General features: G+C 73.1%; 19 protein-coding genes. 4 read left to right on the forward strand and 15 right to left on the reverse strand.

Annotation, left to right across the window (positions count from 1 at the left end; translation table 11 throughout):
• Position 1 precedes the first annotated feature (1 nt).
• On the reverse strand, positions 2-796 hold the full coding sequence (locus tag HS045_RS01875; protein ID WP_196449434.1) for a thioesterase family protein: 795 nt from the start codon (positions 794-796) through the stop codon (positions 2-4).
• A gap of 488 nt (positions 797-1,284) precedes the next feature.
• On the opposite strand from HS045_RS01875, the gene HS045_RS01880 reads away from it, so the two are divergent.
• On the forward strand, positions 1,285-3,123 hold the full coding sequence (locus tag HS045_RS01880) for a DUF3352 domain-containing protein (RefSeq protein WP_196449435.1): 1,839 nt from the start codon (positions 1,285-1,287) through the stop codon (positions 3,121-3,123).
• A gap of 172 nt (positions 3,124-3,295) precedes the next feature.
• On the opposite strand, the gene HS045_RS01885 is transcribed toward HS045_RS01880, so the two are convergent.
• The 6 genes from HS045_RS01885 to clpS all read right to left on the reverse strand — a co-directional run bounded on the left by HS045_RS01885 (position 3,296) and on the right by clpS (position 6,190).
• The gene (locus HS045_RS01885) at positions 3,296-4,243 is read right to left on the reverse strand and encodes a PLP-dependent cysteine synthase family protein (protein ID WP_196449436.1); all 948 of its coding nucleotides are present in this window, start codon (positions 4,241-4,243) and stop codon (positions 3,296-3,298) included.
• Between the two features lie 90 nt (positions 4,244-4,333).
• On the reverse strand, positions 4,334-4,612 hold the full coding sequence (locus HS045_RS01890) for a MoaD/ThiS family protein (RefSeq protein WP_068894917.1): 279 nt from the start codon (positions 4,610-4,612) through the stop codon (positions 4,334-4,336).
• 85 nt (positions 4,613-4,697) lie between these two features.
• The gene (locus HS045_RS01895; RefSeq protein WP_196449437.1) at positions 4,698-4,835 is read right to left on the reverse strand and encodes a hypothetical protein; all 138 of its coding nucleotides are present in this window, start codon (positions 4,833-4,835) and stop codon (positions 4,698-4,700) included.
• 138 nt (positions 4,836-4,973) lie between these two features.
• The gene (locus HS045_RS01900; RefSeq protein WP_196449438.1) at positions 4,974-5,390 is read right to left on the reverse strand and encodes a Mov34/MPN/PAD-1 family protein; all 417 of its coding nucleotides are present in this window, start codon (positions 5,388-5,390) and stop codon (positions 4,974-4,976) included.
• Between the two features lie 9 nt (positions 5,391-5,399).
• The gene (locus HS045_RS01905; RefSeq protein WP_196449439.1) at positions 5,400-5,924 is read right to left on the reverse strand and encodes a DUF2017 domain-containing protein; all 525 of its coding nucleotides are present in this window, start codon (positions 5,922-5,924) and stop codon (positions 5,400-5,402) included.
• On the reverse strand, positions 5,921-6,190 hold the full coding sequence (clpS, locus tag HS045_RS01910) for an ATP-dependent Clp protease adapter ClpS (protein WP_230881406.1): 270 nt from the start codon (positions 6,188-6,190) through the stop codon (positions 5,921-5,923). The genes HS045_RS01905 and clpS overlap by 4 nt, the downstream gene beginning before the upstream one ends.
• Positions 6,191-6,254: 64 nt before the next feature.
• Between clpS and HS045_RS01915 the strand changes: the two genes are divergently transcribed.
• Positions 6,255-7,538, forward strand: a complete 1,284-nt coding sequence (locus HS045_RS01915) for a nicotinate phosphoribosyltransferase (RefSeq protein ID WP_196451001.1) — start codon at positions 6,255-6,257, stop codon at positions 7,536-7,538.
• Between the two features lie 5 nt (positions 7,539-7,543).
• Entirely contained in the window at positions 7,544-8,119 is a 576-nt protein-coding gene (locus HS045_RS01920) for an isochorismatase family protein (protein ID WP_196449440.1), read from the forward strand.
• An 8-nt stretch (positions 8,120-8,127) separates the two neighbouring features.
• Here the strand turns inward: HS045_RS01920 and HS045_RS01925 are convergent, their stop codons facing one another.
• A complete protein-coding gene (locus HS045_RS01925) occupies positions 8,128-8,517 on the reverse strand; it encodes a hypothetical protein (protein ID WP_196449441.1) in 390 nt (129 codons plus the stop codon).
• 201 nt (positions 8,518-8,718) lie between these two features.
• Between HS045_RS01925 and HS045_RS01930 the strand changes: the two genes are divergently transcribed.
• Positions 8,719-9,375, forward strand: a complete 657-nt coding sequence (locus HS045_RS01930) for a hypothetical protein (RefSeq protein WP_196449442.1) — start codon at positions 8,719-8,721, stop codon at positions 9,373-9,375.
• A 90-nt stretch (positions 9,376-9,465) separates the two neighbouring features.
• On the opposite strand, the gene HS045_RS01935 is transcribed toward HS045_RS01930, so the two are convergent.
• The 7 genes from HS045_RS01935 to HS045_RS01965 all read right to left on the reverse strand — a co-directional run bounded on the left by HS045_RS01935 (position 9,466) and on the right by HS045_RS01965 (position 17,460).
• Positions 9,466-11,217, reverse strand: coding sequence for a DEAD/DEAH box helicase (locus HS045_RS01935; RefSeq protein WP_196449443.1), 1,752 nt, complete (start codon positions 11,215-11,217; stop codon positions 9,466-9,468).
• Positions 11,218-11,370: 153 nt separating this feature from the next.
• Positions 11,371-12,246 carry a hypothetical protein gene (locus tag HS045_RS01940; RefSeq protein ID WP_196449444.1) on the reverse strand — a complete coding sequence of 292 codons (876 nt, stop codon included), beginning with the start codon at positions 12,244-12,246 and terminating at the stop codon, positions 11,371-11,373.
• A 98-nt stretch (positions 12,247-12,344) separates the two neighbouring features.
• Positions 12,345-13,733: an MFS transporter gene (locus HS045_RS01945; protein ID WP_196449445.1), complete on the reverse strand. Its 1,389-nt coding sequence runs from the start codon at positions 13,731-13,733 to the stop codon at positions 12,345-12,347.
• A complete protein-coding gene (locus HS045_RS01950) occupies positions 13,730-14,689 on the reverse strand; it encodes a zinc metalloprotease (protein WP_196449446.1) in 960 nt (319 codons plus the stop codon). The genes HS045_RS01945 and HS045_RS01950 overlap by 4 nt, the downstream gene beginning before the upstream one ends.
• 132 nt (positions 14,690-14,821) lie before the next feature.
• Complete coding sequence (locus HS045_RS01955) at positions 14,822-15,076, reverse strand: DUF3039 domain-containing protein (protein ID WP_196449447.1); 255 nt, start codon at positions 15,074-15,076, stop codon at positions 14,822-14,824.
• 186 nt (positions 15,077-15,262) lie between these two features.
• Positions 15,263-15,841 carry a YqgE/AlgH family protein gene (locus HS045_RS01960; protein WP_196449448.1) on the reverse strand — a complete coding sequence of 193 codons (579 nt, stop codon included), beginning with the start codon at positions 15,839-15,841 and terminating at the stop codon, positions 15,263-15,265.
• A gap of 206 nt (positions 15,842-16,047) precedes the next feature.
• Positions 16,048-17,460: an NAD-dependent malic enzyme gene (locus tag HS045_RS01965; RefSeq protein WP_196449449.1), complete on the reverse strand. Its 1,413-nt coding sequence runs from the start codon at positions 17,458-17,460 to the stop codon at positions 16,048-16,050.
• Between the last annotated feature and the right edge of the window lie 155 nt (positions 17,461-17,615).

Raw genomic sequence — 17,615 nt, forward strand, 5'->3', positions numbered from 1 at the left:
GTCAGCCGCGGCCGACGCGGGCGAGCTGGCGGGACTGGGCGACGAGCCGCCCGGCGGAGTCCCAGACCTCGACGTCCTCGTCGAACCAGCCGTCGCCGATCATCCGGCCGCTGCCGAGCACGGTGAGCCAGCCGGGGGCGGGCAGCGCACGCAGGTGCCAGGTGAGGTCCACGGTCGGCGCCCAGCCCCGGGCCCCGGCGGAGAAGACCACCGGGGGGAGGGCGTCCACGGCGAAGGCCAGGACGAAGGGGTCGGGGTCCTGCGGTTCGGCCATCCGGAAGTAGGCGCGCGACTCCGGCCGGCCGGTGGGGGTGCCGTCGAGCCAGCCGACGGTGGGCGGGTCGAAGACCATGTCCACCTGGGCGTTGAGCGTCATGTTCGACTCGGGCCGGGGGTCGGGCAGCTTGACGCACCGCTCGACGGGCGGCATGGCGGCCGACGGGCCGTCCGTCCAGTCGGGGACCGCGCCGGCGGTGAGGGTGGCGGTGGTGACGAGGGTCTCGATGAACGCCTGGCCGTCCTGGACCAGGGTGGCGCGGGTCATCTCCGCGGTGCGGCCGGTCTTGATCCGCTCCAGCCGTACCCGGGCGGGGCCGGGGCGGGCGGCGCGCAGGAACTGGGCGCTGGTGGTCACCGGGTGCTCGTGCGCGGAGGCGTCGACGACCGCGCGCAGGATCACCGCCATCAGGTAGCCGCCGTTGAGGGGTCCGCCGATCGAGTACCCGGGGTCCAGGCACACGTCGTAGGTGGTCTCGTCCACCCGGATGGCCTGCGTCGCCTCGTCGAACTTCGTCATCTGTGTCCACTACCTCGCTTCACCCGGCGGCTCGGGCGTCCGCGGCCGGCGCCGGGCCGCCCGCGTCGCCTCGTTCCCGACGTCCGGTCCGGCGGCCCGGCGCCGGACCGACCTCCCGAACCTTGTTCTAGTAGGCTCACTCTACTATCCCGTAGGGCCTCCGCCCCTTCCGCGGTCCCGTCCGACCGGCCGGAAAGCACCCGGCACGGCGCCCGGGGCGGCGACCGGCGCGGCGACCGGCGGGACTTCATCGGACCGGCTCCCGGGAGATCGTTCTTGGGCCCGCCGTTCCCTTGCCGTCTGGATGGACGATTTCCACGCCCCTCGACGGCGGATGCCCGGCAGAAGGACCGCGACGCCGGTCGGAAGCACTGCGCACGGCCATTCATCCTTAGATGCAGCAAAGACGCAGTTAGTTCAATGCAAGCGGTTCGCTAGGAAGATGCACTAACTTCTACATATCCCCGAAGTCCACCTTGTGAGTGAGCATGTCTGCCAACACCCCTCCCGGACAGTTCCCTGATCCGAATCAGAATCCGGACCAGACCATCGCATACCGCCCCCAGCAGAACGATCAGCCCCACACCGCGGCCTATCCCCAGCCAGGCGGGTACCCCCAGCCGGGCGGCGCCTACCCGCAGCAGGGTCAGCCCGGCCAGCCCCCGCAGAGCGGCGGATACCCCCAGAACCCGGGCGGGTACCAGCAGGCTCCTCCCCCCTACCCGCAGCAGGCGGCCCCCCAGCAGCCGTACGGCCAGCAGGCCTACGGTCAGCAGCAGGCCTACGGTCAGCAGCCGTACGGCCAGCAGCAGGCGTACGGCCAGCCCGGCTGGCAGCAGCAGGGCCCCGAGTTCCTGAGCGCCGGGCAGCAGCCCGTCCCGCCGGCCCGCAAGGGCGGCAAGGGCTGGCTGATCGCGCTGATCTCCGCGCTGGTCGTGGCCCTCCTCGGCGGCGGCGGATACGCCGCGGTCAGCCTGCTCAGCGGCGGCGGCACCCAGCCGTACGAGGTGCTGCCCGGCAACGCCCTCGGCTACGCCCGCGTCGACCTCGACCCGGCCGCCAACCAGAAGCTCGCGCTGTTCGACATCGCCAAGAAGTTCACCGTCACCAAGGACTCCTTCACCGGTGACGACCCGCGCAAGTCCCTCTTCGACATGATCAAGAAGGACGACCAGAGCCTGAGCACGCTGGACTACGCCGCCGACGTCGAGCCCTGGCTCGGCTCGCGCGTCGGCGTGGCCGTCCTGCCCCCCGCCCAGGGCGGCGAGGAGCCCGGCATCGTGGTCGCCGTCCAGGTCACCGACCAGGACAAGGCCAAGGCCGGCATCGCCAAGCTGGCCGGCGGCGAGGGCAAGTTCGGCATCGCGTTCCGCGAGGACTACGCGCTGATCGCCGAGAAGCAGGAGCAGGCCGACCAGGCCGCCGCCGCGGCCCCGCTGTCGCAGAACGCCGACTTCTCCGCCGACCAGGGCGACCTCGGCGAGACCGGTGTCATGTCCTTCTGGATGAACGCCGGGAAGATCGCGGAGCTCGCTCCGGAACTGGCCACCCAGGACCCCGCCACCCTCGCGCAGCTCAAGAACGCCCGGGTGGCCGGCGCGCTCCGCTTCGACAGCGGCTACGTCGAGCTGGCCGCCATCGTCCGCGGCGCCAAGGACGTGGGCATGGGCGAGGCCGAGCCCTCCCAGATCGGCAAGCTCCCCGCCTCCACCGCCGCCGCGATCTCGGTCTCCGGTCTCGGCGACGCGATCGGCAAGCAGTGGACCGAGCTCATGAAGGCGGCCGACCAGGCCGGCGGCGGCCAGTCCTTCCAGCAGTTCGTCGACCAGGCCCAGCAGAAGTACGGGCTGGCGCTCCCCGCCGACGTGGTGACGCTGCTCGGCACGAACCTCACCGTCGCCCTGGACGAGAACGGCCTGGACGGCAGCACGCCCAAGGTCGGCGCCCGGATCACCACCGACCCGGCCAAGGCCCAGGAGGTCGTCGGCAAGCTGGAGCGGTTCCTCGCCGACTCCGGCGCCGCCGCCCCGCAGATCGCCAAGGTCCCCGGTGACGGCTTCATCGTCCTGGCCAGCGCCCAGGACTACGCGGCCGAGCTCGCCAAGGACGGCGCCCTGGCCGACAGCGAGAGCTTCCAGCTCGCCATCCCGAACGCCGGCGACGCGACCTTCGCCGCCTACGTCGACCTCGACAGGCTCGAGAAGCTCTACCTGCAGAACCTGCAGGGCGACGAGCAGGCCAACCTCAAGGTCCTGCGCGCGGTCGGCATCAGCGGCACGCAGTCCGGCGGCGACGCGGACCTCTCCCTGAGGGTCCTGTTCAACTGATCCTCCGCGGGCCGGGCCGCGAGCCGGCCGGAGAGCACGACAAGAGGGGCGGGCGTCCTGGACAGGACGCCCGCCCCTCCCCGTGTCCTCCGGTGTTCTCCACGTTCCGGGTCCGTCCCCGCGTTCCGGGTCCGTCCCCGCGTCCGGCCGCTCGACGGCCCGCCGGAACCGGTCAGGCCCAGAGCTGGCCCTCCAGGCGCTCCTCGGCCGCGTCCAGGGTGCCCTCGTAGGCCCCGGTGGACAGGTACTTCCAGCCGCCGTCCGCCACCACGAACACGATGTCCGCGCGCTCGGCGGCTCTGACCGCCTTGGCGGCCATGCCCAGGGCCGCGTGCAGGGCGGCGCCGGTCGAGACCCCGGCGAAGATGCCCTCGGCGGCCAGCAGCTCCCGGGTCCGGCGCAGGGCGTCGCCGGAGGAGACGGAGAAGCGGGTGGTCAGCACCTCGGGGTCGTAGAGCTCGGGGATGAAGCCCTCGTCCACGTTGCGCAGGCCGTACACCAGCTCGCCGTAGCGCGGCTCGGCGGCGACGATCCGCACGCCGGGCACGTGCTCGCGCAGGAACCGGCCCACGCCCATGAGCGTGCCCGTGGTGCCCAGGCCGGCGACGAAGTGGGTGACGGACGGCAGGTCCTGGAGGATCTCCGGGCCGGTCGTCTCGTAGTGGGAGCGCCAGTTGGCGGGGTTGCCGTACTGGTAGAGCATCACCCAGGAGGGGTTCTCGGCCGCCAGTCCCTTGGCGACCCGGACCGCCTCGTTGGAGCCGCCCGCCGCCGGGGAGGAGATGATCTCCGCTCCCCACATGCGCAGCAGCTGGCGGCGCTCCTCGGAGGTGTTCTCCGGCATCACGCAGATCAGCCTGTAGCCCTTGAGCCGGGCGGACATGGCGAGCGAGATGCCGGTGTTGCCGCTGGTGGGCTCCAGGATCGTGCAGCCGGGCGTGAGCAGCCCGTCCTTCTCGGCCTGCTCGATCATCCACAGCGCCGGCCGGTCCTTGATCGAACCCGTGGGGTTGCGGTCCTCGAGCTTGGCCCAGATCCGCACGTCCCCCGACGGCGACAGGCGGGGCAGCCCGACCAGGGGGGTACGGCCGACCGAGTCGATCAGCGAGTCAAAACGCATGAGTGCGGGTTTCCGCTCCGTGTCGGTGGACGAGAGGCGTCGGGCGTGCCGCCGGGGCCGCGGACGGCGGTCCCGGCGGCACGGCGCGGGTCAGCGGGAGCCGCCGGCCACGGCGGGCAGGACGGTGACGGTGTCGCCATCGGCCACCGGCGTCTCCAGGCCGCCGAGGAAGCGGACGTCCTCGTCGTTCAGGTAGACGTTGACGAAGCGGCGCAGCGCGCCCTGGTCGACCAGGCGGGCCTGCAGGCCCGGATGCCGGGACTCCAGGTCGCCGATCAGCTCCTCGAGGGTGGCGCCCTTGGCGTCCACGGCCTTGGCGCCGTCGGTGTACGTGCGCAGGATGGTGGGGATGCGGACCTCGATGGCCATCGTGAATCAGTCTCCTCGTGTCGTCATGGGAACGCCCACCGGATGAGAACACCGGTGGGGCTGGGGGGATTTCCGGCGGGACCGGTCAGCGACAGTCGTAGACGACGGAGAAGGGCGTGTGCCCGAAGAGGAAGTTCTGCACGGGCGCGAGGCCCGCGTGCCGCACGCGGACGCCGGGACGCGAGCGCACGACGTCCTCGGGGTTCGGAGCGGCGGTCGGCATACCGCCCAGTTTACCCAGAAGGGACGTCCGGCCCCACGACCGTGTCACGGAGTGGACGTCGCCACGGAGTGGACGTCGCCACCGAGTCGACGTCGCCACCGAATCGACGTCGCGACGGCGGATGAGGGGCGGGACCGCTCACGACGGCAGGACGACGACCTCTTCCTCGGTCACCACGCCCTCGACGATGCGGTAGGAGCGCACCTCCGCCTCCTCCCCCAGCTCCTCACGGGTGGAGACCAGCACGTAGTGGGCGTTCGGCTCGGAGGCGTAGGAGACGTCGGTGCGCGAGGGGTAGGCCTCGGTCGAGGTGTGGGAGTGGTAGATGACCACCGGCTCCTCGTCGCGGTCGTCCATCTCGCGCCAGACCCGCAGCTGCTCCATGGAGTCGAACCGGTAGAACGTCGGCGACCGCTCGGCGTTCTCCATCGGGACGAAGCGCACCGGGGTGTCGGAGCCCTCGGGGCCCGCGATCACGCCGCAGGCCTCGTCCGGGTGGTCGGCCCGGGCGTGCGCGATCATCTTGTCGACCAGTTCCTGGGAGATCGTGAGCATGCCTGGAAGTTACCAAAGGGCGCGGACCAGGCTGTCCTGGAGGTAGGTCAGCCAGTCGTAGGTCACGTACGCCGGGTAGCGCGGGTCGTCCTCGCCCATCCCGGCGATCTCGTCGTGCACCTCCTCGGTCACCTCCAGCCGGGTGCCGAGCGCCAGCCGCACGTCGTTCAGCGCCCGCATCCACGCCTGCGCCTGCTCGGCGGTGAGCTCCACCCGGCCGGGCGCGGCGGTCTCCAGCATGGTCTGCGCGTCGGAGCGCTTGCCGTCCCGCAGGGTCGCCTCGGTGTAGCGGCGGAACTCCGCCGACAGCTCGTCGTCGGCGTAGGCCGCGGGGAACAGCCGGGCCAGCACCGGGTCGGTGGGCCGCTCGGGCGAGCCGATCCCCAGGGCACGCTCCAGCGGATCGTCCCCCGTCGCGCCGGGCTCGACCAGGTCCAGGATCTGGGAGACCAGCGACCGCAGGACCGTGATCTCCGCGGCGTCGAAGCGGGCGGTCACGCCGCCGCCGCGCCCCGCGGCGAACCCACTGCTCATGCGTCCTGCTGCACGGTCGCCCACAGGCCGTAGGAGTGCATGATCTGCACGTCGCGCTCCATCTCCTCGCGGGTGCCGCTGGAGACCACCGCCCTGCCCTTGTGGTGCACGTCCAGCATCAGTTTCTCCGCCTTCTCCCGCGAGTAGCCGAAGACGGACTGGAAGACGTACGTGACGTACGACATCAGGTTGACCGGGTCGTTCCAGACGATCGTCAGCCAGGGCAGATCCGGCCGGCTGTCGATCGACGGACGTTCGACCTCCATCGGAGCTGTGGTACCCACGTTCCCCAGTCTGCCCTATCCCGGGCTTAGTCTTCGACTCGTGACGATGAGCATGAGCGGGGCGTTGCTGACGGATCACTACGAGCTGACGATGCTGCAGGCGGCCCTGCGCAGCGGCGCGGCCTCCCGGCGCGCCGTGTTCGAGGTGTTCGCCCGGCAGCTGCCGGGCGGGCGGCGCTACGGGGTGGTCGCCGGGACCGGCCGGGTGCTCGACGCGCTGGAGCACTTCCGGTTCGGCGAGGACGAGCTCGCGTTCCTGGCCGGCGACCGGGTGGTGGACGACGCCACCCTCGACTTCCTGGCGGGCTACCGCTTCCGCGGCGACGTGCACGGCTACCGCGAGGGCGAGTGCTACTTCCCCGGCTCCCCGATCATGACCGTGGAGGGCACGTTCGCCGAGGCCGTGCTGCTGGAGACGCTGATCCTGTCCGTTCTCAACCACGACTGCGCGATCGCCACCGCCGCCTCCCGGATGGTCTGCGCCGCCGGTTCGCGGCCGATCATCGAAATGGGCTCGCGGCGCACCCACGAGATGTCCGCCGTGGCGGCGGCCCGCGCCGCCTACCTGTGCGGGTTCGCCGCCACCTCCAACCTCATGGCCGGCCGGGTGTACGGCGTGCCGACCGCCGGGACCGCCGCCCACGCCTTCACGCTGCTGCACGACTCCGAGGAGCAGGCGTTCGCCGCCCAGCTCGCCTCCCTCGGCACGGGCACCACGCTGCTGGTGGACACCTACGACGTGGCGCGGGCCGTACGGACCGCGGTCGAGCTCGCCGGGCCGGGGCTGGGCGCGGTCCGCCTCGACTCCGGCGACCTGACCGAGGCCGCCCGCGAGGTCCGCGCGCAGCTCGACGCCCTGGGCGCGCACGGCACCCGGATCCTCGTCACCAGCGACCTCGACGAGTACGCCATCGCGGCGCTGGCCGCCGCCCCGGTGGACGGCTACGGCGTCGGGACCTCCCTGGTCACCGGTTCCGGCTCGCCCACCGCCGCCCTGGTCTACAAGCTCGTCGCCCGGGAGAACGCCGCGGGCGTCCTCGAACCGGTGGCCAAGAGATCCGTCGGCAAGCCCAGCCGGGGCGGGCGCAAGGAGGCCTTCCGGCGGCTCGACGCGTCGGGCACGGCGGTCGCCGAACTGGTCACGACCGCCGGGCGGCGTCCGCCCGGCACCCGTCCGCTGCAGGCTCCGCTGGTCAGGGGCGGCGAGGTCCTCGTGCGGGAGAAGCTGGAGGAGGCCCGCGCCCGGCACCGGGAGTCCTTCGCCGAACTCCCCGTCACCGCCCACCAGCTCTCCCGGGGCGACACCGCGCTTCCCACCGTGTTTGACTAGATGCCATGGCAACCGCGCTGATCATCGTCGACGTCCAGAACGACTTCTGCGAGGGCGGCAGCCTCGCCGTGGACGGCGGCGCCGAGGTCGCCGCCGCCATCTCCCGGCACGCGGCCTCGCACGGCTACGACCACGTCGTGGCCACCCGCGACTTCCACGTCGATCCCGGCGGCCACTTCGCCGCGGAGCCCGACTTCGTGACCTCGTGGCCGGCGCACTGCGTGGCCGGGACCCCCGGCGCGGGCTTCCACCCCGCCCTCGACACCGGGCGGGTGGAGGAGGTCTTCAGCAAAGGCGCCCATTCCGCCGCCTACAGCGGTTTCGAGGGGACGTCGGCCGACGGCACCCGGCTGGCCGACTGGCTCGCCGAGCGCCACGTCCACGCCGTGGACGTCGTGGGCATCGCCACCGACCACTGCGTGCGCGCCACGGCGCTGGACGCCGTCGAGAACGGCCTGGCCGTGCACGTGCCGCTCGACCTCACCGCCGGGGTCGCCCGCCAGACCACCGAGGCCGCCCTGGCCGAGCTCGACTCGGCCGGAGTGATCCTCACCGGCGCCCCGGTGGTCCGCGCGCCCTGAGCCCGGCCTCAGGCCGCCGGCATCCCCAGGAAGTCGATGATCCGGTCGATCTTCCCGTCCATGCGGCGGAAGTCGCCCTTGAGCCCGGCCACGTCCGTCTTGAGCCCCGCGACGTCGTGCTTGAGCCCGGAGACGTCGTGCTTGAGTCCCGCGACGTCGTGTTTGAGGTCGGCCACGTCGGTCTTCAGGACCGCCACGTCGGTCTTCAGGACCGCCACGTCCTGCTTGACCTCGGCCAGGTCCTCCTTGGTCGCGAACCGCTCCAGGTCCTCCTTGGTCGCGAACCGCTCCAGGTCCTTCTTCGTGGCGAAGTCGTCCATCCTCACCATGAGCTGCTCGAACATGGGCGCCGTGTACTCCCTGATCTCGGTACGGAGGGCTTTCTGCAGCTGCAGCATGTACGTGTTTCCTTCTGGGAGAGCGTAATGGCCACCGAGGGAGGGGGTGTGGCGACAGGGACGAGGACACGCTATCGGACTCCTCACGCTTCGGATGCGGACGATCACCGATCGGCAAGGAAGCGGTAAACACCTTCATCACCCGGTGCGACAGGAGTATGACGGAGAGTTGAAGTCCTCATACCTCGCGGTGGTGACCACATGCTCGTGCTCGGTGTCTCGTGGCTGCTCCTGGCCCCTGTGTGCCTATGGCTGCTGCTCCGCGGCCGAGCCCGGGCCCGGGTGATCGCCGTTCTGGCACTCACCGCGCTGGAGGCGGCCACCGTCTGGCTCGACTCCGGGATCCCGCCCCAGGCGCCGGCCGCCCGGCCCTCGGCTCTGCGGCCCGCGGCGCCCGAGGTCTCCCGGCCCTCCTCAGCGTCCCCAGCGTCCCCAGCGTCCTCCGTGCCCCCTCGGCCCTCGGCGACCGCGTCTCCCCGGCCCATGGCGCCCGCCCCCACCCGGCCGGGAAACGTGATCGCGCACCCGGCGGCCTGCTCCGCCTCCCCCCTGGCGCCCGAAGAGGCCCGGCTGATCACGCGCCGGGGCGCGCTCCGCGCGGTGGCGCTCTCCTGGACGGCCACGGCGGACGGATGCGACACCGCGACCGTCGTCGTGCGCCGCCGCGGCGGCACGCTCCGGGTGTGGCTGCACGGGGGCGCAGAGGTGCCGGACCGTCCCGCCGGCGCCCGCACACTCCCGGTGCGCGTCACCGGCGGTACGGCCTCCATGCAGGTCCGCCTCGTCCCGCCGCTGCCCGGCGGGCCGGATCTCACCGCGGTCGACGGCCGCACCGGCCGGCCGATCGCCCTGCGCTGACCGGCGCGGCTTCCGGACGGTCGCGCCGTACCGGCCGGAATCGCGGGTCTCGGACGGCCGCCCCGTGCGCCGGACGGTCGCCGGCGCGGCCTAACGCGACCGCTGGGTGGCCCACTGGCGGATCTTGTCGATCCGCGCCTGGACCTGTTCGGCGGTCGCCTGGGCGATGGCGGGGCCGCCGCAGGCGCGCCGGAGCTCGGCGTGGATGACCCCGTGAGGCTGCCCGGTGCGGTGGTTCCACGCACCGACCAGGCCGTTGAGCTCCTTACGCAGGTTGGCGATCAGCTCGTGCGGGGCGAGCTGCGGCTCCTTCGGCTCGGGCCTGCTCCGGCCGCCCTTGAGCTGCTCCGACTGGCGCTTGCTGAGCAGGGTCCGGACCTGGTCGGGCTCCAGCAGGCCGGGCAGCCCGAGGAAGTCCTCCTCCTCGGGAGAGCCGGGTTCGGCGGCGGTGCCGAACTCGCCTCCGTCGAAGAGCACCCGGTCGAAGGTGGCGACCGCCTCCAGGGTCTCGAACGGCAGCTCGTCGCCCAGGACGTCGGGGTTGTCCTTCTTGCGGTTGGCGTCCTCGACGAGGAAGTCGTCGAGCCCCTCCTCCGGCGGCTTGCGGTCGAGCACGTGGTCGCGCTCGGCCTCCATCTCCCCGGCCAGCCCCATGAGGGTCGGCACCGAGGGGAGGAACACCGAGGCCGTCTCACCGCGTTTGCGGGCCCGGACGAAGCGGCCGACCGCCTGGGCGAAGAACAGCGGCGTCGAGGTGCTGGTCGCGTAGACGCCCACGGCCAGGCGCGGGATGTCGACGCCCTCGGAGACCATCCGGACCGCCACCAGCCAGCGGTCCTTCGACGCCGAGAACTGCTTGATCTTCTTGGACGCCTCGGGGTCGTCGGAGAGCACGACCGTGGCGCCCTCACCGGTGATGGCGCGGATGTGCCGGGCGTAGGCGCGGGCCGTCTCGTGGTCGGTGGCGATCACCAGGCCGCCCGCGTCCGGCACGCCCCGGCGGACCTCGGTCAGCCGCCGGTCGGCGGCCTGGAGCACCTGCCGGATCCAGTCGCCCTTCGGGTCGAGCGCGGCCTTCCACGCCTGGCCGAGCTGGTCCTTGGTGAGGGGGGTGCCGAGCGTCGCGGCGATCTCGTCGCCCGCACGGGTCCGCCAGCGCATCTCACCGGCGTAGGCGAGGAAGATGACCGGCCGGACGACACCGTCGGCGAGCGCCGGGCCGTACCCGTAGGAGTAGTCGGAGACGCTCCGCCGCACGCCCTCGCCGTCCTCGGCGTAGGTGACGAACGGGATCGGGTTCACGTCGGAGCGGAAGGGGGTGCCGGTCAGGGCCAGCCGCCGGGCGGCGGGCTCGAACGCCTCCCGCACGCCGTCACCCCAGGACTTGGCGTCGCCCGCGTGGTGGATCTCGTCGAAGATGACGAGCGTCTTGCGCGCCTCGGTGCGGGCGCGGTGCAACGCCGGGTGCATGGAGATCTGGGCGTAGGTGACGGCCACCCCGGTGTAGTCGCGGGAGGTCGCGCCCTGGCTGTTCTTGAACTCGGGGTCGATCGCGATGCCGACCCGGCCGGCGGCGTCGGCCCACTGCTGCTTGAGGTGCTCGGTGGGGGTGACGATCGTCACCGCCCGGACGATCCCTCGCGACAGCAGGTCGCTGGCGATGCGCAGCGCGAAGGTCGTCTTGCCCGCGCCCGGGGTGGCGACCGCGAGGAAGTCGCGCGGCTCGCGCCTGAGGTAGAGGTCGAAGGCCTCCTGCTGCCAGGCGCGGAGCTTCGGCGCGGTGCCCCAGGCGGCTCTCTCGGGGTAGGAGGGGGACAGGTGGGAGGCGGCGAACGTGCTCATGCGCTCCTCCTCGCCTGACGGCCGGTCGGGGCGTCGACGGGCCTGCCGTGTCTGATGGTCCGCTCGCTTGGCTCACTCACAATCTCAACAGACTAATCGGCGTCACCGGCCGGGCGCGCCGATCGGCCGCGATCGCCGCGCGGACGTGCGGGCTCAGCGGATCCCGGCGAGCACGGCGTCGATCGCGGCGCGCGTCCGGGCGTCGTCCGGTTTGGCGACCGCCAGCACGACCACGGGGGGCCGGCCCCCGCTCGCGGCGAGGAACACCACCCGCAGGGAGGCGGGGCGGTTCACCACGTCGCGGTACTCCGCCCGGAGGGTCCGGCTGTGCCCGGCCCGCCCGCCCACGGTGACCGCCCGGTCGTCCTCGACCCGCACCTCGTCGCCGTGGAGCAGGAGCCTGCCGTACAGGTCGGCGAGGGTGACGGCGGCCTTGCGCGCGTCGGTCACCCGGCCGCCCGGCCTGACCAGCACCGTCGCGGTCCGGCCGTCTCCGGCCGCCGAGGTGAACCCGGTGACCGGGGGCGCCGTTCCGGCCCGCCACCCGTCGGGCAGCGGGTAGCCGACGCCCGCGACCCGGTCCGTCACGCGGGCGGGCGCCGGGGAGGGCAGCGCCCGGAGCACCGCGGCCACGACGCCGGCGGTGATCACCGCACAGGCCGCCAGCGCGAGGAGGCCGGGCAGGAAGCGCCGCAGGCGGTGCGGGATCCGGGGACCGGACGGCGTCGCGGGCATGCCGTACCGGCGGGCCGAGGGCGGCAGGTCCTCCTCCTGTCCGTCCGCGCCGGCCGGTCCCGCGCCACCGGGCCGGCCGGGGCTCCACCCGCTCCGCCGGGGCGGCCAGACCTGACCGGGCCGCAGGGCGTCCGGCTCGGGCGGTCCGGGTGGCGCCGGGGATGCGGGGGCCGCGGGCGGCGCCGGAGACGCCGCCCTGTCCACCGGGGCCCCGTACGGCCGCGCCCGGCGGGGGTCGCGGGCCCGCCGCGGGGGCTCCTCCGGCGGCCACGCCCGGTGGGGTGGTTCGCCCACGCCGCCTCCTCCTGGTGGTCCCGGCCTTCCGTCCTACCATGCCTCGACCGCGGCGGTCCGGCCATAGGCGATCTCCGGTATGGGACGGGAGGGCCGGGTCAGGGGAGGTCGCGCATGCGGCCGGCGACGGTCATCCCGAGCACGCCGATGGCCGCCGTCATGGCGATGATCGCGGTGTAGCCGGCGGCGATGTCGTCGTGGCCGATCAGGTTCACCAGCACACCGCCGAACCCGATGGTGAGCGCGCCGCCCAGGGTGTCGACGACCTGGAGCGCGGCGGAGTTGGCGCCCTGCTCGTCGTCGGGCGACTGACGCATGGTGGTGATGCTCACGCTGGTGGTGCCGATGCCCATGCCGAACCCGGCGACCATCCAGGCGGGCGCCATGATCCATCCGGTCATGCCGGGAACGAGGGCGAGCAGCGTCAGCAGGATGCCGGCGGTGACCGCCGTGGCGCCGATCCGCACCAGGGTGGGGCGGTCGAACTCACGCCGGGTCTGCAGGTAGGAGCCGCCGCTCCAGCCCAGGGCGCCGATGGTGAGCGCGACCCCGGCCTGGGTGGTGCTGAAGCCGAACTCCTCCTTGAGCACCAGCGGGATGAAGGCGTTGACCCCGAAGAAGGCCGAGGCGAGGACGCCGCGCATCATGACCGTGGTGGGCAGCCCCCGGCCGAAGCGCAGGGCCTTGGCGGGCAGCAGCCGGGGCAGCCCCGCGGCGAGCAGGGCCAGTCCCGCGGCGGTGACGACCCCGCCGGGCAGCGGGTCGGTGTCCAGCCGCTCCACCCCGTAGAGCAGCGTGCCGCCGCCGACGGCCGTCATCAGCGCCGCCACGGTCATCCGCACCGGCCGGGAGCGGGGGCCGGTGCCGGGCTCCGGAACGTCGCCGTCGCCGCCGCGCAGCGCGGGCAGCAGCATCACCAGGGCGGGGACCACCAGCGGGACGATCCCGTAGAAGACCCAGCGCCAGCCCGCGGTGTCGGCGATGAGCCCGCCGAGGCCGGGGCCGACCAGCGCGGGCAGCACCCAGGCCGACGAGAGCCCGGCGAAGACCCGGGGCCGGGCCTCCGGCGGGTAGACCCGCACGATCATGACGTAGATCGCGACGATGACCGCGCCGCCGCCCAGCCCCTGGACCGCGCGGGCCGCGATGAAGACCTCCTTCGACCCGGCGGCGCCCGCCATCACCATGCCGGCCACGAACAGCGCCACGCCGAGCAGGAACGGGACGGCGTGGCCGCGCCGGTCGGACCAGAGTCCGGCGGCCACGTTGGCGAACAGGCCGGCGATGAGGAACGCCGAGAAGCTCATGCCGTACAGGTCGAGCGCGTCGAGGTCCTCGGAGACGTCCGGCATGATCGCACCGATCGACATGCCCTCGAAGGCGATCAGGGTGACGACGAGCAGGATGCCGAGGGTCGCGGTCCGGTAGCGCGGGCCGAAGATCCGGGGAGGGGCGTACGGAGCGTCGAGAGTCTTCGGTGCTGTCACCTGTCAAGGGTAATGTCCGGACCCGCGTCCCGGTACAGCCTCCACGCCTCCTTCATCCTGGCCCCCTGCCCCGCGGTGAACTGCGACATGCAGGTGTCGTAGGAGTAGTCCATGAAGTTGTGGACCGCGTCGGGCCCGTCCCCGGGGCAGCTGTCCTTGCCCGCCGGGCAGCCCTCGGTCGCCGTCGCCTGCGGCGGGGTGTCGGCCACTCCGTCGCCCGGGGCCTGGCAGCCGTTCTCGAAGGTGTGCAGCAGCCCGAGCCAGTGGCCGATCTCGTGGACCGTGGTGAACCCGCGGTCGAAGTTGCGCAGCGTCCCTCCGGGCAGGCTGCGCCAGTCGACCACGACGCCGTCCGCGGCGGGCTCGTTCATGTACCAGTAGGGGTAGGTGGAGTAGCCGAGCACCAGCCGGCTGAGCTGCGCGACGTAGAGGTTGAGGGTCTCCGCGCCGCCTCGGCGCAGCCGCTTCACCGAGTCCTCGTGGGCGATGGGGTTGGTGAACCAGGCCGGGTTGTTCGTCCTGGTGATCCCGGCGAGCCGGAACCGGATGCCGGTGTCGGCTCCGCCGAGCCGGCCGCCGTAGGCGGCGTTCAGCGTGGCGATCTGGCTGCGCACCGCGCTGTCGGACGCGCCCGACCGGCCGCTGGTGACCACGTGCACCCAGACCGGGACCGTGATCGTCTCCGCGGACGCACGGCGCGGCGCCGACCGGCGCCGGTCGAGGTCGGCGATCATCTCGGCGACCTGCTCCGGGCCGGGCGCGTGCGGCTCGATCCCCCGGCCGGGGGCGTCGGGAGCCTCGGGGACCACGGCGTCCTCCGGGACCACGGCGTCCTCCGGAGCCGCCCGGGCCGCCGGGTGCGCGATCCGCGTCCCGGCCGCGCATCCGTCCGGGACCGCCGCGGGCGCGACGCGCGCCGGCGGAGGGGCGGAGGCCGGAACGGTGTTCGCCGTCAACAGGCATGCCGAAACGACGGCGATCGCACGCGCAACCATGCACTCCCCCGATGAGTGGTCTGACCTGGCCGGATGGTCTCCAGCGCCATCCTGACCGTAACCTCATCGGGGGCGATCACCCGGGAGTGACACTCACTCCTTGCCGCCGTCGTCCTCGCCCTTCGGCAGCCCTTCGTAGATCTCCTTGCACTCGGGACAGACCGGGAACTTCTGGGGATCCCGGTTCGGCACCCAGACCTTGCCGCAGAGCGCGCGCACCGGGGTCCCGGTGACCGCGCTCTCCATGATCTTGTTCTTCTCGACGTAGTGGGCGAACCGCTCGTGGTCGCCGTCGCCGTGCGACAGGTTCGGCCGGACGTCGCTCTCAGGAAGGATCTTCGTGCTCACCCTGTCGATTTTATGTCCCCGGCCCGGCGGGTCCCGCGCCGATGCCGGTTCCGCACCCCGTCCGCCGCCTCCGCGGGCCGTCCGCCGCCTCCGCGGGCCGATCCGGCCCTCGCCCCGGGACGCATCCGAGGGCCGGAGCCGTACGGCGGGCGGGCCCGGTCGCCGGGACGGGCCGCCCCGCGCGGATCAGTTCATCGAGGGATCGTCGGGGCAGGTCGCCACGTAGGCCAGCTCGCCGCGCTGGCGGCGCAGGACCGCGCGCCACAGTGTCTCGGGGGCCGCGTGGAAGGTGTCGCCGGGCTCCGCGTCCACGACGTACCACGCGCCCTCGCCGATCTCGGCCTCCAGTTGCCCGCCGGTCCACCCGGCGTAACCGGCGAAGATCCGCATCTGGGCGATCTCCCCCGCGAGGATCTCCGGCGGGGCGTCGAGGTCGACGGTCCCCAGCCGGGACACCGCGGCGGCCCCTGTGTGCAGCCTCCGCCAGCCCAGGGGCTCCTGCCCGCTCGGGACCGCGGCCAGCGCCAGCGCGCTGTCGGTCTGCACCGGCCCGCCCTGGAACAGCACCGGCGGACCGGTGACCAGCGCGTCCCAGCTGGGCAGCACCTGCGTCACCGAGACGTCGCTCGGGCGGTTGAGCACCACCCCGAGCGTGCCTCCGTCGATGTCGTGCTCCAGGATCAGGACCACGGAACGCCGGAAGTTGGGGTCCTCCAGCTGGGGTGTCGCCACCAGCAGCCCGCCGACATAGATCGCCTCCGCCATGTACCCATCATGATGGCTGAACGCGGATCGCGCCGCCTTACCCTCCGCCTGGCCCGTCGCGGTCCGGAATCGGTCCCGGTCACGCCCGCCGTACGGCCCGGCCGGCGCGCCCGGTACGGCCCAGCCGACGCGCCCGGCGCGGTCCGGCCGGTGCGCCCGGTGCGCCCGGTGCGGTCCGCCGGGGACCCGGTGCGGTCCGCCGGGGGCTACGCCTCGGTCATGCCCGTGCGCGCCCGTCCTCCGGCCGACTCGCGCACGGCCGCGGCGACCGCGCCCGCCACGTCCGGGTGGAAGACGCTGGGGACGATGTAGTTGGGGCCGAGCTCCTCGTCGGTGACCACCGCGGCCAGCGCACGGGCGGCGGCCAGCAGCATCTCCTCGTTCACCACGCTGGCCTGCGCGTCGAGCAGGCCGCGGAAGACGCCGGGGAAGGCCAGCACGTTGTTGATCTGGTTCGGGTAGTCCGACCGGCCCGTGGCGACCACGGCGGCGTGCTCGCGGGCGTCGTCGGGCGAGACCTCCGGCTCGGGGTTGGCCAGGGCGAAGACCACGGCGTCCTCGGCCATCGTGGCGATGTCGTCGCCGCCGAGGATGCCGGGGGCCGACACGCCGACGAACACGTCCGCGCCCTTGACCGCGCCGCGCAGGTCGCCGGAGTAGCCCTCGGCGTTGGTGTGCTCGGCGATCCAGCGGAGCGAGTCGTCCAGGTCGTCGCGTCCCAGGTGCACGGCGCCGAGGTAGTCGCAGACGACCACGTCGCGGGCCCCGGCCGCGAGCAGCAGGCGCAGCACGGCCGTGCCGGCGGCTCCGGCGCCGGCGAGGGTGATGCGGACCCCGCTCAGCTCCTTGCCGACCACCCGCAGCGCGTTGGTCAGCGCGGCCAGCACGCAGATCGCGGTGCCGTGCTGGTCGTCGTGGAAGACCGGGATGTCCAGCAGTTCGCGCAGCCGCCGCTCCACCTCGAAGCAGCGCGGCGCCGAGATGTCCTCCAGGTTGATGCCGCCGAAGCCGGGGGCGATGCACCGGACGATCTCGACGATCTTGTCCACGTCCTGGGTGTCCAGGCAGATCGGCCAGGCGTCGATGCCCGCGAACCGCTTGAACAGCGCGGCCTTGCCCTCCATGACGGGGAGCGCGGCGGCCGGGCCGATGTTGCCCAGGCCGAGCACGGCCGAGCCGTCGGTGACCACCGCGACGCTGTTGCGCTTGATGGTCAGGCGGCGGGCGTCCTCGGGGTTGCGGGCGATCGCCATGGAGACCCGCGCGACGCCGGGTGTGTAGGCCATGGAGAGCTCGTCGCGGGTGCGCAGCGGCACCTTGGACTGCATCTCGATCTTGCCGCCGAGGTGCATCAGGAAGGTCCGGTCGGAGACCTTGTGCAGGACGACGCCCTCGACGGCGTCGAGCCCGTCCACGATCGCCTGGGCGTGGTCGGTGTCGCGGGCGGCGCAGGTGACGTCGATGCGCAGGGTCTCGTGCCCGGCGGTGGTCACGTCGAGCGCGGTGACCACGCCTCCGGCGGACTCTACGGCGTGGGTGAGCTGGCTGACGGCCTTGCCGCCGGCGGGCACCTCCAGGCGCACGGTGATGGAGTACGACACACTCGGCACGGTGGCCACGGTCAATCCGCTCCTTCGCGACAAGCCCGGTTCGGGACGCCTCCATCGTGCCACCAACGCACGGGTGTCCGTGCCGCGGACCGCCTGACGGGGTCCGCGGGCACGGTCACGATCGGGTGTACGCGAGCCCGGAGCGCGGACTCCGAACACGGGCT

The sequence above is a fragment of the Planomonospora sp. ID82291 genome (assembly GCF_015711645.1).
In the GTDB taxonomy this organism is placed as follows: Bacteria; Actinomycetota; Actinomycetes; order Streptosporangiales; family Streptosporangiaceae; genus Planomonospora.

Coding starts and splice junctions, on each gene's coding strand:
- HS045_RS01875 (WP_196449434.1), bottom strand. CDS start 796: ATGACGAAGTTCGACGAGGCGACGCAGGCCATCCGGGTGGACGAGACC.
- HS045_RS01880 (WP_196449435.1), top strand. CDS start 1,285: ATGTCTGCCAACACCCCTCCCGGACAGTTCCCTGATCCGAATCAGAAT.
- HS045_RS01885 (WP_196449436.1), bottom strand. CDS start 4,243: ATGCGTTTTGACTCGCTGATCGACTCGGTCGGCCGTACCCCCCTGGTC.
- HS045_RS01890 (WP_068894917.1), bottom strand. CDS start 4,612: ATGGCCATCGAGGTCCGCATCCCCACCATCCTGCGCACGTACACCGAC.
- HS045_RS01895 (WP_196449437.1), bottom strand. CDS start 4,835: ATGCCGACCGCCGCTCCGAACCCCGAGGACGTCGTGCGCTCGCGTCCC.
- HS045_RS01900 (WP_196449438.1), bottom strand. CDS start 5,390: ATGCTCACGATCTCCCAGGAACTGGTCGACAAGATGATCGCGCACGCC.
- HS045_RS01905 (WP_196449439.1), bottom strand. CDS start 5,924: ATGAGCAGTGGGTTCGCCGCGGGGCGCGGCGGCGGCGTGACCGCCCGC.
- clpS (WP_230881406.1), bottom strand. CDS start 6,190: ATGGAGGTCGAACGTCCGTCGATCGACAGCCGGCCGGATCTGCCCTGG.
- HS045_RS01915 (WP_196451001.1), top strand. CDS start 6,255: ATGAGCATGAGCGGGGCGTTGCTGACGGATCACTACGAGCTGACGATG.
- HS045_RS01920 (WP_196449440.1), top strand. CDS start 7,544: ATGGCAACCGCGCTGATCATCGTCGACGTCCAGAACGACTTCTGCGAG.
- HS045_RS01925 (WP_196449441.1), bottom strand. CDS start 8,517: ATGCTGCAGCTGCAGAAAGCCCTCCGTACCGAGATCAGGGAGTACACG.
- HS045_RS01930 (WP_196449442.1), top strand. CDS start 8,719: ATGCTCGTGCTCGGTGTCTCGTGGCTGCTCCTGGCCCCTGTGTGCCTA.
- HS045_RS01935 (WP_196449443.1), bottom strand. CDS start 11,217: ATGAGCACGTTCGCCGCCTCCCACCTGTCCCCCTCCTACCCCGAGAGA.
- HS045_RS01960 (WP_196449448.1), bottom strand. CDS start 15,841: ATGGCGGAGGCGATCTATGTCGGCGGGCTGCTGGTGGCGACACCCCAG.